The following is a 14,706-nucleotide window of genomic DNA, read 5'->3' as shown; positions in this document are numbered from 1 at the left end:
CGCTTCGCCGACGAAAACGCCGCGCAAACGCGCGCGCGTTTGCGCGACGACAAGCTGCGTCAACCGTGGTGGCTCGAATATACGGCGAGCTTTTTCCCGGTGATTCTGGTGGTGTTCGTCGTGCGCTCGTTCGTGGTCGAGCCGTTCAAGATTCCTTCGGGTTCGATGGTGCCGACGCTGGTGGTGGGCGACTTCATCCTCGTCAATAAATTCGAATACGGGCTGCGTCTGCCGATCATCAACACGAAGATCACCGAGGGCCGTCCCGTTCAACGAGGCGACGTGGTCGTGTTCCGCTATCCGAAGGACGAATCGGTCGACTACATCAAGCGGGTGATCGGTTTGCCGGGCGACGTGATCGAGTATCAGGACAAGAAGCTCACGATCAACGGCAAGCCGGTGCCCGAAACGCCGCTGCCCGATTATCTCGACGAGGAACGCCTCGGTTATGCGAAGCAGTTCGAAGAAGATATCGACGGCCGCAAGAACGCGATTCTGAACAATCCGGCGGTGCCGCCGTTCATCGTCGGCGCGGAAGATTATCCGTACCGGGACAACTGCACGTACAACGCACGTGGCGTGATCTGCAAAGTGCCGCCGGGCAATTACTTCATGATGGGCGACAACCGCGATAACAGCGCCGATAGCCGCTACTGGGGATTCGCGCCGGATCGCAATCTCGTCGGCCGCGCATTTTTCATCTGGATGAATTTCAGCGATTTGCGACGCATCGGCTCTTTCCATTAAGTCGACTCTGTTGATCGCCTCGTGATTGCTTCACACGCCGCGCGCCTCTCCGTACCGGTCAGATCGCTCGCGGCGTGTTGCCACGCTGCCTGAAGAACTTCCGGTAACGTCGCTTCACTACGCTCTTCCGCCCGCGCTCGGCGTTTCCGCCCGGTCGGACGCCCGCGTTATACTCTGCCCCATGCCCCTATCTCCGTTGGAAAGCCGGTTGCGCTACGAATTTCGCAATGCGGAATTGTTGCGCCAGGCTTTAACGCACCGCAGTCACAGTGCCACGCATAACGAACGGCTCGAATTTCTCGGCGACTCCGTTCTGAACTGCGGGGTGGCTGCGCTTTTGTTCCAACGTTTCGGAAAACTGGACGAAGGCGATCTGTCGCGCGTGCGCGCCAATCTGGTCAAACAGCAGTCCCTTTACGAGATCGCTCAGGCACTCAATATCTCCGAAGGGCTCCGGCTCGGCGAGGGCGAATTACGCAGTGGTGGTTTCCGTCGGCCGTCGATCCTCGCCGACACGCTGGAAGCCGTGCTGGGCGCTGTGTTTCTCGATGGCGGCTTCGATGCCGCGCAGACTGTCATCAAGCGGCTCTACATCCCCATTCTGGATCACATCGATCCGCGCACGCTGGGGAAGGACGCAAAGACGTTGTTGCAAGAGTATCTGCAAGGTCACAAGATCGCGTTGCCCACTTACACCGTCGTCGCGACTCATGGTGCGGCGCACAATCAACAGTTCGAAGTGGAATGCACGGTGCCGAAGCTCGACGTGAAGGTGTCCGGGTCGGGCGCGAGCCGGCGCGCGGCGGAGCAGGCGGCCGCGAAAAAGGCGCTTGACGACGTCATGGCGGCGGCGCCGGCGCTGGCCGCGAAGCCGAAACGCTCGAAAGGTGCCCGCGCCGCAAAAAGCGCCGAGCCAGAGATCGTACCGGGCGTGACCGGCGTCCAGACTGCGCTCGATTTGCGCACGCCGGAGCGAAGGAACGAACGCGCGATGGTGCGCGCGGCGGTCACGGCTGAAGCGCATGCCGACAAACCCGCCACGGACAAGCCCGAGATCGAAAATTCCATGGCCGAGCGCGCCGCCCAGGCCATCGTGGGCGCGCCGCTCGCGGTGATCCGCGCCGCGCACGTCGAGTACAGTGCGCAGGACAAGGCGGAGCGCGCCGACAAGACTGAGCGAACCGACCGCGTGACCATCCATGGAACCGACAAAGCCGGCGAGACACTGGTAGAAAGGGTCGCCGAGAAAGCCACCGAGAAGCCCGCCGACAAGCCACCGTTCGACAAGCCTGCGGACAACAAACCCGCAGCGGACAAAGCCCCCGACCTCAAAGCCGAAGCGCCGGCGCGCGCTGCAGACCGCCAGCGCAGCCGCGAAGTCGCGCCGAACGCGGCCGCATCGACGGCGGCCGCACCGGGCGTGCCGGCGACGGCGCCCGCCGAACACGAACCCGGCATCGCCGACGCGGTGCAAACCCGCGTCGCCGATGCGGGCCATTGATTGCCGTCGGCGCGCCCATCCCGCACGCCGACCCAAACCTGCCGTAGTCCGAATATGAACGCTCCCACTCCCACTGGTTTTCGCTGCGGCATGGTCGCGATCGTCGGCCGCCCGAACGTCGGCAAGTCCACGCTGATGAACGCGCTGGTCGGCCAGAAAGTCAGCATCACGTCCCGCAAGGCGCAAACCACGCGCCATCGCATCACCGGCATCAACACGATCGACGACGCGCAGTACATTTTCGTCGACACGCCGGGTTTCCAGACCAAACACAGTGGCGCGCTGAACCGCTCGCTCAATCGCGCGGTCACCTCGACACTGAGCTCGGTCGACGCCACGCTGTTCGTGATCGAAGCCGGTCGTTTCGGTCCGGACGACCAGAAGGTGCTCGACCTGATCCCCCCGAAGGCGCCGACGCTGCTGATCGCGAACAAGCTCGATCGCGTGTCGGATAAAGACTCGCTGTTCCCGTTCATGCAGCAGATGAGTACGCTGCGCGAGTTCAACGAGATCGTGCCGCTGTCGGCGAAGAATCCCGACGACATCAAGCGCCTGATGGCAACGGTCAAGCCTTTCCTGCCCGAAGGGGCGCCGATCTACGGCGAGGACGACCTGACCGATCGCAGCGAGCGCTTCCTTGCCGCCGAAATCCTGCGTGAAAAAGTATTTCGCTGGACCGGTGACGAACTGCCGTACACGAGCACCGTACTGATCGACAAATTCGAGACCGAAGGGCGTCTGCGCCGCATTTTCGCGACAATCCTCGTCGACCGCGATACGCACAAGGCGATGATCATCGGCCAGAAGGGCGCGAAGCTGAAGCAGATCAGCACCGAAGCGCGTCTGGACATGGCGAGGCTGTTCGACGGTCCGGTGTACCTGGAAACCTTCGTCAAGGTGAAGAGCGGCTGGGCCGACAACGAAGCCGGGCTTCGTGCGTATGGGTACGAATGACGCGTGGACGACGCTGAATTCCGACGCTGCCCCGGACGAACCGGAGCACGAGCCGTCGAGGCCGGCGCGTAGCGCGCGAAAACCCGCTGCAAAAAGCACAGCGGCAGGCACGGCGGCCCCCGCTGCCGACGGCGCACCGCGCAAAACGCCGGCGCGCCGCGCGCCGCGCGCGTCGGCGTCCGAATATCGGATCACCGAGCAGCCCGCGTTCGTGCTGCATAGCTACCCGTATCGGGAGACCAGTCTGATCATCGACGTACTGTCGCGCGATCACGGCCGTCTCGCACTCGTCGCGAAGGGCGCGAAGCGCCCGCATTCCGCGCTACGCGGCGTATTACAGACGTTCCAGCCGTTGTCCCTCGCGTGGTCGGGCAAATCCGAAGTGCGCACGCTGACCGGCGCCGAATGGGTCGGCGGGATGCTACCGCTGACCGGCGACGCACTGCTGTGCGGCTTCTACGTCAATGAACTACTGGTCAAGTTCTGCGCGCGCGAAGATCCGCATCCGCAACTGTTCCATCACTATGTGGTCACGCTGAACCGGCTCGCACATGAGGAGCCGCCCGTGCAGGTGCTGCGCTCGTTCGAGCGCGTGCTGCTGCGCGAGACCGGATACGCGATGGCGCTCGATCGCACGGTCACGCGCAAAGCGGTACTTGCCGAGGGCCGCTACGTGTTCGATCCCGAGCGCGGAGTGCGCGAAGCATCGGACGAGTCGCCCGCGCAATGGCCGGTGATATCGGGACAAACCTTGCTCGATATGGAACAGGACGATTACCATCGAGCGCAGACCGTCGCGCAAAGCAAAACGCTGATGCGCTTTCTGCTCAACACCTATCTTGGCGGCGCGCCGCTCGCGACCCGCCAGATTCTGATCGACCTGCAGAACCTATGAGCTTCTTTCTTACCTCGCCGAACGTGATCGACCTGGGCGTGAACATCGACCACGTTGCCACGCTGCGTAATGCGCGCGGCACTTCCTATCCCGATCCGGTGCGCGCCGCGCTGCTGGCCGAAGAGGCTGGCGCCGACGCAATCACGTTGCATTTGCGCGAAGACCGCCGTCATATCGTCGATGCCGACGTGCGCAAGCTGCGCCCGCTGCTGAAAACACGGATGAATCTCGAATGCGCGGTCACGCAGGAGATGCTTGACATCGCGTGCGAAGTGCAGCCGCACGACGTCTGCCTCGTGCCGGAAAAGCGCCAGGAACTGACGACCGAAGGCGGCCTCGACGTCGCCGGCCAATTCGACGCGGTGCGCGCCGCGTGCCGGCAGCTCGCGGACGCGAACTCGCGCGTGTCGCTGTTTATCGACCCCGACGAAACGCAGATTCGCGCCGCGCATGAAGCCGGCGCGCCAGTGATCGAGCTGCACACTGGCCGTTACGCGGAAGCGCACGATCCCCTCGAGCAGCAGCGCGAGTTCGAGCGCATCGTGCGCGCGGTCGAATTCGGCGCGACGCTCGGGCTGAAGGTGAACGCGGGCCACGGTCTGCACTATACGAACGTGCAGCAGATCGCCGCGATCGACGGGATCGTCGAGCTCAATATCGGCCACGCGATTGTCGCGCACGCGATCTTCGCTGGCTGGGACAACGCGGTGCGCGAGATGAAGGCGATCATGGTCGCCGCGCGTCTCGGCGCGCGCGCTTGATCAACGACAGAGGCGCACGCGCATGGCGATCTACGGTATCGGTACCGACATCGTTCAGGTGAGCCGCGTGGCCGCGGTGATGACGCGCACCCACGGCCGTTTCGCGGAGAAAGTGCTCGGCCCCGACGAGTTGCGCGTCTATCACGCGCGCCACGCGCGGTCGGCCGCGCGCGGCCTCGCGTTTCTCGCGACCCGTTTCTCGGCGAAAGAGGCGTTTTCAAAGGCGATTGGGCTCGGCATGCACTGGCCGATGACATGGCGTGCGCTGCAAACGCTCAACAAACCGAGCGGCGAGCCGATGGTGGTCGCCTCCGGTGAGCTAGCCGACTGGCTCGCCGCGCGCGGCATCAGCGCGCGCGTCACGATCAGCGACGAGCGCGATTACGCGGTGTCGTTCGTGATCGCCGAGACCGCGCACACCGCGCACACCGGACAGGCAGGCGCGGCAGCCGCATCCGCCGCCGCGTCCGCACGGTCGGCCACTGAATAAAACGTTCAACGCGGCGCGGGCCGCCGCGTTTGTCGTCGCCCCACACTCCTTGCAGCGGAATTCGATGAAAACCACACCCGGACCGGTGATGCTCGACGTCGTCGGCAAAACACTGAATCGCGACGACTGTCGCCGCCTGGCACATCCGATGACCGGCGGCGTGATCCTGTTCGCGCGCCACTACGAGAGCCGCGCGCAACTGCTCGCGCTGACCGATGCGATCCGCGCGGTCCGTGCGGATCTGCTGATCGCCGTCGATCACGAAGGCGGCCGCGTGCAGCGCTTTCGCACCGACGGGTTCACCGTGCTGCCGTCGATGGGCAAGCTCGGCGCGCTATGGGATCGCGACGTGCTGGAGGCGACCAAGGTCGCAACCGCGGTCGGCTATGTTCTCGCCGCGGAGCTGCGCGCCTGCGGCATCGATATGAGCTTTACGCCGGTGCTCGACCTCGATTACGGGCATTCGCAGGTCATCGGCGATCGTGCGTTTCATCGCGATCCGCGCGTCGTCGCAATGCTCGCGAAGAGCCTGAATCACGGTCTCGCGCTCGCGGGCATGAGCAATTGCGGCAAGCACTTTCCGGGGCATGGCTTCGCGCAGGCGGACTCGCATGTTGCAATGCCGGTCGACGAACGCTCGCTCGACGAAATCCTGCGCGAGGACATCGCGCCGTACGACTGGCTAGGTCTGTCGCTTGCAGCGGTGCTGCCCGCGCACGTCGTCTATCCGAAGATCGATGCGAAGCCGGCCGGGTTCTCGCGCATCTGGCTGCAGGAGATTCTGCGCGGCAAGCTCGGCTTCGAAGGCGCGATTTTCAGCGACGATCTGTCGATGGAAGCCGCTCGCCAGGGCGGCACGCTGACCGAGGCCGCGAGCGCCGCGCTGGAGGCCGGCTGCGACATGGTGCTGATCTGCAACCAGCCGCATGAAGCAGAGAAGGTGCTCGATGAGTTGCGCTTGAAGCCGTCGAAGCAATCGCGCCGGCGTCTGAAGCGCATGCGTCCACGCGGCGAAGCGCTCACGTGGTCCAAGCTGATGGACGAGCCGCGATATCGGGAAGCGCAAAAGCTGGTTTGCGGCGCGTTTGCATAAGCGGCTGGCTTGCGTCGCTTGCGTGGCAAAAACGGCGCCTTGAAGCAATCCAAGGCGCCGTTTTTATGTGCGTCAATTTTCGAGCTTGAGCGGGAAGCTAATGTGAAGCCCGCCCCCCGGCTCAATTCAACCGCATCCGCTGCAGCTTGTTGTATAGCGTCTTTGGACTGATTCCCAGCAACGATGCCGCTCGGTGCCGTGTGCCGCCGACCGCGTCGAGCGTCGCGCGAATCAGCATTTCCTCGACGTCCGCGAGCGGCGTGCCGACCGTCACCTGCACGCGGCTGCCGTTCAGATCGCGGCCGTTCGCGGTGCCGGCCTCGTCGGCGCGCAACGACTCGAGAACGTCGCCCGACGCCACGTATGCGCGTCGCACGCGGTCCTGCAATTCGCGCACATTACCAGGCCAGTCATACGCCGCGCATTCGTGCAGGAAATTCGGGCCGGCCTGCTTCGCGACGTCGCCCGTGCCGCGCGCGGCGGCCTCCTGATTCATTTCGTCGACGACTGCCTGCGCGATCAGCACCGGGTCGTCGCCGCGTTCGCGCAACGGCGGCAGCGTCACCGCGGCGGCTTCGAGCCGCAGCGCCAGGTCCTGGTGCAGGCTGCCGTCCGCGACCGCCGCGCGCGGCGCCTTGCGTGTCGACGCGACGAGCCGGAAATCGGTCACGACCTGATTCGTGCCTCCGACCCGCATGAACGTCTGCGAGTCTAGCGCGCGCAACAACGCTTCCTGCTGCGCGCGCGGTAGCTCGGTAATTTCGTTGATGAACAACGTGCCGCCGCTTGCCTGCTCGAAGACCCCTGGCTCGCGCTGCTCGGCACCGCCGAACGCGCCGCGCTCATGACCGAACAGCGCGCTCTCGAGCGAACGGTTGAGCGTACCGGCACTCGCGCCGCGGCAGTCGAACGTGATGAACGGCCCTTTGCGGCGCCGACTCATGTCGTGCAGCGTGCGCGCGGCAATCTGCTTGCCGGTGCCCGCTTCGCCGGCGATCAGCACCGCGGCTTCGGTCGGCGCGAGATGTTCGATCGTGTCGTACACATGCTGGATCGCAGTGCTGCGGCCGAGCATCGAGCCAAAGCGGCCGAGCTGGCGCAGCGACGCGCGCAGTGCCTGCACTTCCTCGGTCAGTTCGTACGGACGAGGGATCCGCGCGAGCAGGCTGCGCAGGCGTGGGATATTGACCGGCTTCAGCAGGTAGTCCCAGATGCCGTGCCGCAGGCCCTCGATCGCGCTCTCGACCGTCGCGTTGCCGGTCATCACGATGACCGGCAACGCACCGCCCGGCGGATGCGCGGGGAGATGTTGCAACAGATCGAGACCGGTACCGTCCGGCAGGTTCAGGTCGATGAGCACGACGTCGGGAATGAAGCGCGTCAGCGCTGTACGGGCTTCGGCGAGGGTGGTCGCGGTGTCGACGGAGAAGCCGTCGGCCGCAAGAATCGCGGACAGCCCGGACAGGCTATTGGGATCGTCTTCAACAATCAGTGCGTGTGGCATGGCGAGCGCAATTTTTTAAATGGATGAAATGTCCGGTGCCGCCGAGGCTGATGGCGCGCAGCGCGAACGCTGGTGGGCTCGATGACAGGCAGTAGGGCCTGTGCGCTGCGGAACGCGGCGGCCGTCCGAGCCGCTTCGCGTCGCGTGCACGGGTTCCTGCGCTTCCTTTGCAGGCGCTGTCAGAAATCCCGGTTGCTATCGAAAAACCGGCGCACTTCGAGTTCGGCTTCTTCACGGGTCCTGCCATAGCGTTCCTGGATCAGACCGGCGAGCTTGTCGGCGCGGCCTTCCGCCCTCGTCAGTTCGTCGTCGGTCAGCTCGCCCCATGCGGCCTTGGCCTTACCGACGATCTGTTTCCACTTGCCTTCCGCGATGTCGTTGTTCATGGTGCCTCCCGGTTGGAAAAATGAGCATTCTTGGTATGCGTTTCTACAAGCAGGGATTGTGCCAGATGCATTTTTCCAGCCAGATCAAGGGTTTGGCGTACGCGGGATGCGAAATCGGCAAGTCGCCGTGGCAATTTTTTCGATACACGTCCCGGTAAAGTTTTCCTCACCATACACAACCGGGCAAAAAAGAAAAAGCGCCCATTTGGGCGCTTTGGGGGGCGACGGCGGCGAGCCGGCGCGGGGTATCGGCCGACGAGGCCGGCAGGCGCTTACGCGCGGCTGCGGTACTCATGGGTACGCGTGTCGATCTCGATCTTGTCGCCGATGTTGCAGAAAAGCGGCACTTGCAACTCGAAGCCAGTGTTCAGCTTGGCGTTCTTCAGCACTTTGCCCGACGACGTATCGCCCTTGACGGCCGGTTCCGTGTAGATGATTTCGCGCACCAGCGTGGTCGGCAGTTCCACGGAGATCGCCTTCTCGTTGTAGAACACGACTTCGCAAGCCATGCCGTCCTGGAGATAGTGCAGCGCGTCGCCCATCATTTCAGCTTCGACTTCGTACTGGTTGTAGTCGGCGTCCATGAACACGTACATCGGGTCGGCGAAGTACGAGTACGTCACTTCCTTGCGTTCGAGCACGACGACGTCGAACTTGTCGTCTGCCTTATACACGGTTTCCATACCTGCGCCGGTCAGCAGGTTCTTGAACTTCATCTTGACGACGGCGGAGTTGCGGCCCGATTTGTTGTATTCGGCCTTCTGCACGACCATGGCGTCAGAGCCGATCATCACCACGTTGCCGGTGCGGAGTTCCTGTGCGGTCTTCATAAAACTGTCCTGTACGAGATTAATTGCTTGACTGTTGCTCAACGGCATACGGCGCAAGCGGCTTCGGCGTTTCGCGCACCGCTTGCGCCGCACCGTATGGGGCCGCGCTGCTTGATGCATGAAGCGAAACCGGCTTGCGGGGAAGACTCGGGGGCCGCCTGACGCAGCCCGGTGATGCCAAGCCTTTCACCTGTCCGTTACCTGGTTCTTACCCTGTGCGGGCGTGTACGCGAGTGGCGCCGATTCGCAAACAGACTGCAGCGTACGTCCCTTTTTGACATTCGCGTGCCTGGCCCAAAGGATCGGGGTTCGCGATGTGTGTTTCCACCAAGGGACTGGTCAGCCGGGCCGACCACGGTGTGGTACTGGAATCGGGCCGCGCTTGCGTCGTCGGCCGTTGGATAACCGCTTATTTTAACTGACTTTTTGCGAACGAGGCGAGATTTCCGGCGAGATCGCCGACTCGCGCGAGTTCGATTGCCCAGTCGTTGGCGCGTTGTTTCAGCACCGGATAGTGGCGCTGGAATTGCGCCCAATCTGGCCGGCCTGCGCCATTCCATGCGTGCCAGAAGCGCTCGAGCGCGACGCGTGCATCAGCGCGCAGCGTGCGCGTGTAATGCGCGAGCGCAGCGTCGAGCTTCGGCAGATGCGCGTCGTCCGCTTGCGGATAGATTTGCCAGACGAACGGCTTCGCGGCCCATTGCGCGCGCACGAACGAGTCTTCGCCGCGCACGAAATTGACGTCGCTCACCCACAACAGCGCGTCGTAACCGGGTTGCTCAGTGAAAGCGAGCGAGTGGGCGCTCAGATTGCCGCGCGCAGCTTGCGCGCCCGCGGCAAACGACGGCAGCCCGAAGAAGCGCGCCAGCGCGCCGGAAATGCGACCCTCCGGCACGAGCAGCACAACGGCGCTGGGGCTGTCCCGCCATTGTTCGAGCAAGCTGTCGACCGCGGGATTTTGGTATGCGAACAGAGACACCACGGTCGCATCGGCGGCGGGCGGTGCGCGACCCGTGGTTTCGAGCCACCATGCGGCGCGCGCGGTTGCCGAGCCTTCAAATGCGGCGCGCGCCGCGTCGAGACACCGTTCCTTCAGGACGCCGCCGGTGCCGGGCGCGAGGCCCGGGAAGAAAAACGTCTTGCCTAGCGGGTAACGCGGATGCGGCGATGGCCGCAAGTGGAAATCTGCAACCCAGTCCTCGGCGCTCAGATATTCGAGGTTAAACCAGAGCGGTGCGCGTGCGCGTTCGGCCATCGCGGCGATATACACAGGCGGCAACTCACAGGCGAATGCCTCGATCACCACATCGGCGAGCTGGAACGTATCGCCCGCATGCGCGGGCTCGTGCCAGTGTTCGATGACGATGCCGTCGACTACCTGCCGCGCCTCGCCGAGCGCGAGCGACGGGCATAGCTTGCGGAACGCGTGCAAATCGTCGACAAATACGCGCACCTGCCAGCCGTGCTCGTTCGTGAGCTGGCGCGCGAGGCGCCAGCAGACGCCGATGTCGCCGAAATTGTCGACCACCGCGCAGAAGATGTCGCAGGCAATCGGGCCGGAAGCGGGACTGGCAGGGGCGGGGGAGGACATGACGGCTCGGGACAGCGTGACTGGCTCCAGCGACACGGAGCGCGGTTCGAACCTGCGCAGAATGTTCTAAACTGGCGATTCTAAAGCGTTGCTTGTGATCGCGCTTGCCTGCTGATGGCGCGGGACGCCGACAGACGGCAACGGATCGCAAGCGGTGACATGTGCGCCGCAAGCGGCAGCCGGCATCTCGCTACGTGAGCCGCGCTTGCCGTGCGGATGACCGTCCAGAGCACGGCGCAAGTTACGCTGCAACCAGCGAACCAGCGAACCAGCGAACCAGCGAACCAGCGACCTGGCGCGAGACTGTCCCACCCAATCGACCCCGCATGACCGAACCCGAAGCAACCGACGCCCCCGACGCTTTCGAGCCCAAAAAAGTGCTCGCGCAACTGCCGCACAGGCCGGGCGTCTACCGCTATTACGACACCAATGGCACGGTGCTGTACGTGGGCAAGGCCCGCGATCTGAAGAAGCGCGTATCGAGCTACTTCACGAAGACGCAGCTGTCGCCGCGCATCGCGATGATGGTCACGCGCATCGCGCGGATCGAGACGACCGTGACCCGCTCCGAGGCTGAAGCGCTGCTGCTCGAAAACAATCTGATCAAGGCGCTCACGCCGCGCTACAACATCCTGTTTCGCGACGACAAGTCGTATCCGTACCTGAAACTGACGGGCCACAAGTTTCCCCGCATGGCTTACTACCGCGGCTCGGTCGACCGCAAGAACCAGTACTTCGGGCCGTTTCCGAGCGCCTGGGCGGTACGCGAGAGCATCCAGATCCTGCAGCGTGTATTCCAGTTGCGCACCTGCGAAGATTCGGTGTTCAACAACCGCACGCGGCCGTGCCTGCTGCATCAGATCGGCCGCTGCACGGCGCCGTGCGTCGGCAATATCGGCGAGGAGGATTACGCGCGCGACGTCGCCAACGCATCGCGCTTTCTGCTCGGCCGTCAGGGCGAGGTGATGAAGGAGCTCGAGCAGAAGATGCATGTGTTCGCGAGCGAGCTGAAATTCGAGCAGGCCGCGGCGGTGCGTAACCAGATGAGTTCGCTGTCGACGGTGCTGCATCAGCAGGCGATCGAAGTCGGCAGCGACAGCGACGTCGACATTCTCGCCGTGGTCGCGCTGGGCGGACGCGTCTGCGTGAATCTCGCGATGGTGCGCGGCGGCCGGCATCTCGGCGACAAGGCGTATTTCCCCGCGCACGTCGAGAGCGCGCTGACCGCCGAAGAAGGCGGGCTCCAGGAAGAGGGCGACGAACAGGCGCAGGCCGACGCGAGCGCCGCCGGGCGTGATGTCGAAGCGGGCGCGGCCGATGCGGAGGCATACGCGTGCGCCGCCGCCGACGCGCTAGCGCTCGCCGGAGACATGCCGTCCGAGGCGGAAGAAGCCGAAGAAGCCGAGAACGGCGAACCCACCGATGCTGCTGAAGGCAACGACGCGGACGCCGCCGCAGCCGGAGCTTCGAAGCGCCGCACAGGCCGCGCGCCGGGCGGCATCGAGTCCGAAGTGCTCGAAGCGTTCATCGCCCAACATTACCTCGGCAATCGCGTGCCGCCGGTGCTGGTGGTCAGCCATGCGCCCGCGCGCGAACTGGTCGATGTGCTGATCGAACAGGCCGGCCACAAGGTGACGGTGTTGCGTCAGCCGCAAGGACAGCGGCGCGCGTGGCTCGCGATGGCCGAGCAGAACGCGCGGCTCGCGCTCGCCCGACTGCTGTCGGAACAGGGCTCGCAACAGGCGCGCACGCGGGCGCTGACCGACACGCTCGGCATGGAGTGCGACGACCTCGCGCATCTGCGCATCGAATGCTTCGACATCAGTCACACGATGGGAGAGGCGACTCAGGCGTCGTGCGTCGTGTACCACCATCACAAGATGCAGTCGTCCGAGTACCGCCGCTATAACATCACCGGTATTACGCCGGGCGACGACTACGCGGCGATGCGTCAGGTGCTCACGCGCCGCTACGAGAAGATGGTCGCGCAAGCGGCAGCGAATGCTGCCGAGGTGACCGCGCAAGCGCAAAGCGACGCGGCCGCGGATCCGTCGCTCGCGGCGGATGCCGCCGCACCGGCCGCAGCGGGGGGTGTGCTGCCGACCATCGTGCTGATCGACGGCGGCAAGGGCCAGGTTGAAATCGCACGGCAAGTGTTCACCGAGCTCGGACTCGACACCGGCATGCTGGTCGGCGTCGCGAAGGGCGAGGGACGCAAGGTCGGTCTGGAAACACTGATTTTCGCCGACTGCCGCGCGCCGCTCGAACTGGGCAAGGAGAGCGCCGCGCTGATGCTGGTCGCGCAGATCCGCGACGAAGCGCACCGTTTCGCGATCACTGGGATGCGCGCGAAGCGCGGCAAAACGCGCCAGACCTCGCGGCTGGAAGAACTCGAAGGCGTGGGGGCGAAGCGGCGTCAGCGTTTGCTCGCGCGCTTTGGCGGGCTGCGTGGCGTGGTGGCGGCGAGCGTCGAGGACCTTGCGAGCGTCGAGGGCATTTCGCAGGCGCTCGCCGAGCAGATTTACCGGCAATTGCATTGAGGGAGCGGTGCCGCGTCGCGCGTTGCTGTCGCGGCGTGTCGCGCGACCGCCCGCGCCCGCCGCCACGCCCGTGCCGCGTTGCTTGTGGCAGGCCCTGTGACACGGCACAATTGCAACTCACTCGTCAGACGCTGCGCCTGCCCCATGCCGTTTAATTTCCCGATATTCCTGACCTGGCTGCGGATCGTGCTGATTCCGCTCGTCGTCGGCGTGTTCTATCTGCCCGACATGATGATGAGTCCCGCGCACCGCAACCTCGCAGCCGCGACGATTTTTATTCTCGCTGCGCTTACCGACTGGTTTGACGGCTTCCTTGCCCGCAAATGGAATCAGACCTCGGCATTCGGCGCGTTTCTCGATCCGGTCGCCGACAAGCTGATGGTAACGGCGGCGCTGCTCGTGCTTGTCCAACTCGCGCGCATCGATTCGGCGATCGCACTGGTGATCGTCGGGCGTGAAATCGCGATATCGGCGTTGCGCGAATGGATGGCGCAGATCGGCGCGTCGAAGAGCGTCGCGGTGAATTCGCTTGGCAAGTTCAAGACCGCGTGTCAGATGATTGCGATTCCCATGCTGCTGTTCTACGGTCCGCTGCCGCTCGGAGTCGGCCTGGTGCTCGACACGCGCGTGTGGGGCCTATGGCTGATCTATCTGGCCGCGTTCCTCACGATCTGGTCGATGCTCTACTACATGAAGCTCGCGTGGCCACAAATTCGTGAACGTGGCGGGATCGCGTGAAGGTGTGAGCGGCGAGTCTCGAGCCCCGGGCAAGTGCACTCCGATAGCACCGAATTGCAGAAAAATATTTGGGTAAAAAGCGGCGGGCAAAGGGGCTTGACACGTTTCAGCCGCTTCTCCATAATCTCGTTTCTCCGATGCACGGAGCGCGAAACACCGCGCGACAGTGATAGGGCAGTAGCAGTCAATGCAGTACAACGCGGGAATAGCTCAGTTGGTAGAGCGCAACCTTGCCAAGGTTGAGGTCGCGAGTTCGAGCCTCGTTTCCCGCTCCAGTTTTTTAAGCATTGCGTTGTTCGGCGAAGTAAAAATGCAGCGCGGTGTGAAGCAGTTCAATGCGGGAGTAGCTCAGTTGGTAGAGCGCAACCTTGCCAAGGTTGAGGTCGCGAGTTCGAGCCTCGTCTCCCGCTCCATACATCAGGGGAAGCAGCGCTTCCCTTTTTGTTTGGAAGGCCGGTCGCTCAGAAGTCTGCAGAGCTTCGGTTCTCCTGGTTTCCACCAGATAAATCTGTGAATCTGTGTTGAGGTTCCAGACCGTTTGCGGCGCAATAGCAAAGCGGTTATGCAGCGGCCTGCAAAGCCGTTTAGGCCGGTTCGACTCCGGCTCGCGCCTCCAGGTGTTGATGTAAAGAAAAGCCCCGACCTGTCGGGGCTTTTCTTTTTTCTATGCTTTTCT

At 63.9% G+C, this 14,706-nt stretch carries 13 protein-coding genes and 3 tRNA genes; 12 read left to right on the top strand and 4 right to left on the bottom strand.

The features are described 5' to 3' along the window. The 7 genes from lepB to nagZ all read left to right on the top strand — a co-directional run. The coding region (gene lepB, locus VGH68_RS20045) for a signal peptidase I (protein ID WP_331605426.1) at positions 1-747 on the top strand (747 nt) is incomplete at its 5' end. A 181-nt stretch (positions 748-928) separates the two neighbouring features. Next, positions 929-2,248: a ribonuclease III gene (gene rnc, locus VGH68_RS20040; RefSeq protein ID WP_331605428.1), complete on the top strand. Its 1,320-nt coding sequence runs from the start codon at positions 929-931 to the stop codon at positions 2,246-2,248. A 54-nt stretch (positions 2,249-2,302) separates the two neighbouring features. Then, positions 2,303-3,202 (top strand): GTPase Era, encoded by a 900-nt coding sequence (era, locus tag VGH68_RS20035; RefSeq protein ID WP_331605425.1) that lies wholly within the window; start codon positions 2,303-2,305, stop codon positions 3,200-3,202. Beyond that, a complete protein-coding gene (recO, locus tag VGH68_RS20030) occupies positions 3,189-4,097 on the top strand; it encodes a DNA repair protein RecO (RefSeq protein WP_331605424.1) in 909 nt (302 codons plus the stop codon). The genes era and recO overlap by 14 nt, the downstream gene beginning before the upstream one ends. Further along, positions 4,094-4,858, top strand: coding sequence for a pyridoxine 5'-phosphate synthase (pdxJ, locus tag VGH68_RS20025; RefSeq protein ID WP_331605423.1), 765 nt, complete (start codon positions 4,094-4,096; stop codon positions 4,856-4,858). The genes recO and pdxJ overlap by 4 nt, the downstream gene beginning before the upstream one ends. A 22-nt stretch (positions 4,859-4,880) precedes the next feature. Then, the gene (gene acpS / locus VGH68_RS20020; RefSeq protein WP_331605422.1) at positions 4,881-5,348 is read left to right on the top strand and encodes a holo-ACP synthase; all 468 of its coding nucleotides are present in this window, start codon (positions 4,881-4,883) and stop codon (positions 5,346-5,348) included. A gap of 64 nt (positions 5,349-5,412) precedes the next feature. Beyond that, a complete protein-coding gene (gene nagZ, locus VGH68_RS20015) occupies positions 5,413-6,441 on the top strand; it encodes a beta-N-acetylhexosaminidase (protein WP_331605421.1) in 1,029 nt (342 codons plus the stop codon). A 121-nt stretch (positions 6,442-6,562) separates the two neighbouring features. Here the strand turns inward: nagZ and VGH68_RS20010 are convergent, their stop codons facing one another. The 4 genes from VGH68_RS20010 to earP form a co-directional block, all read right to left on the bottom strand. Next, positions 6,563-7,945 (bottom strand): sigma-54 dependent transcriptional regulator, encoded by a 1,383-nt coding sequence (locus VGH68_RS20010; protein WP_331605420.1) that lies wholly within the window; start codon positions 7,943-7,945, stop codon positions 6,563-6,565. 179 nt (positions 7,946-8,124) lie between these two features. After that, entirely contained in the window at positions 8,125-8,331 is a 207-nt protein-coding gene (locus tag VGH68_RS20005; RefSeq protein ID WP_331605419.1) for a CsbD family protein, read from the bottom strand. Between the two features lie 272 nt (positions 8,332-8,603). Continuing rightward, positions 8,604-9,161 (bottom strand): elongation factor P, encoded by a 558-nt coding sequence (gene efp, locus VGH68_RS20000; RefSeq protein WP_331605418.1) that lies wholly within the window; start codon positions 9,159-9,161, stop codon positions 8,604-8,606. Between the two features lie 409 nt (positions 9,162-9,570). Further along, positions 9,571-10,752: an elongation factor P maturation arginine rhamnosyltransferase EarP gene (earP, locus tag VGH68_RS19995; RefSeq protein ID WP_331605417.1), complete on the bottom strand. Its 1,182-nt coding sequence runs from the start codon at positions 10,750-10,752 to the stop codon at positions 9,571-9,573. A gap of 326 nt (positions 10,753-11,078) precedes the next feature. On the opposite strand from earP, the gene uvrC reads away from it, so the two are divergent. The 5 genes from uvrC (at position 11,079) to VGH68_RS19970 (ending at position 14,646) form a co-directional block, all read left to right on the top strand. Beyond that, a complete protein-coding gene (uvrC, locus tag VGH68_RS19990) occupies positions 11,079-13,292 on the top strand; it encodes an excinuclease ABC subunit UvrC (RefSeq protein WP_331605416.1) in 2,214 nt (737 codons plus the stop codon). Positions 13,293-13,436: 144 nt separating this feature from the next. After that, entirely contained in the window at positions 13,437-14,030 is a 594-nt protein-coding gene (gene pgsA / locus VGH68_RS19985) for a CDP-diacylglycerol--glycerol-3-phosphate 3-phosphatidyltransferase (protein ID WP_331605414.1), read from the top strand. A gap of 199 nt (positions 14,031-14,229) precedes the next feature. Continuing rightward, a tRNA-Gly gene (locus VGH68_RS19980) sits at positions 14,230-14,305 on the top strand. A 62-nt stretch (positions 14,306-14,367) separates the two neighbouring features. Beyond that, a tRNA-Gly gene (locus VGH68_RS19975) sits at positions 14,368-14,443 on the top strand. 129 nt (positions 14,444-14,572) lie between these two features. Then, positions 14,573-14,646 (top strand) — tRNA-Cys (locus VGH68_RS19970). The last annotated feature ends 60 nt before the right edge of the window (positions 14,647-14,706 follow it).

The organism is Paraburkholderia sp. (assembly GCF_036488505.1).
GTDB lineage: Bacteria > Pseudomonadota > Gammaproteobacteria > Burkholderiales > Burkholderiaceae > Paraburkholderia.
This window is presented reverse-complemented; position numbering and strand designations above follow the sequence as displayed.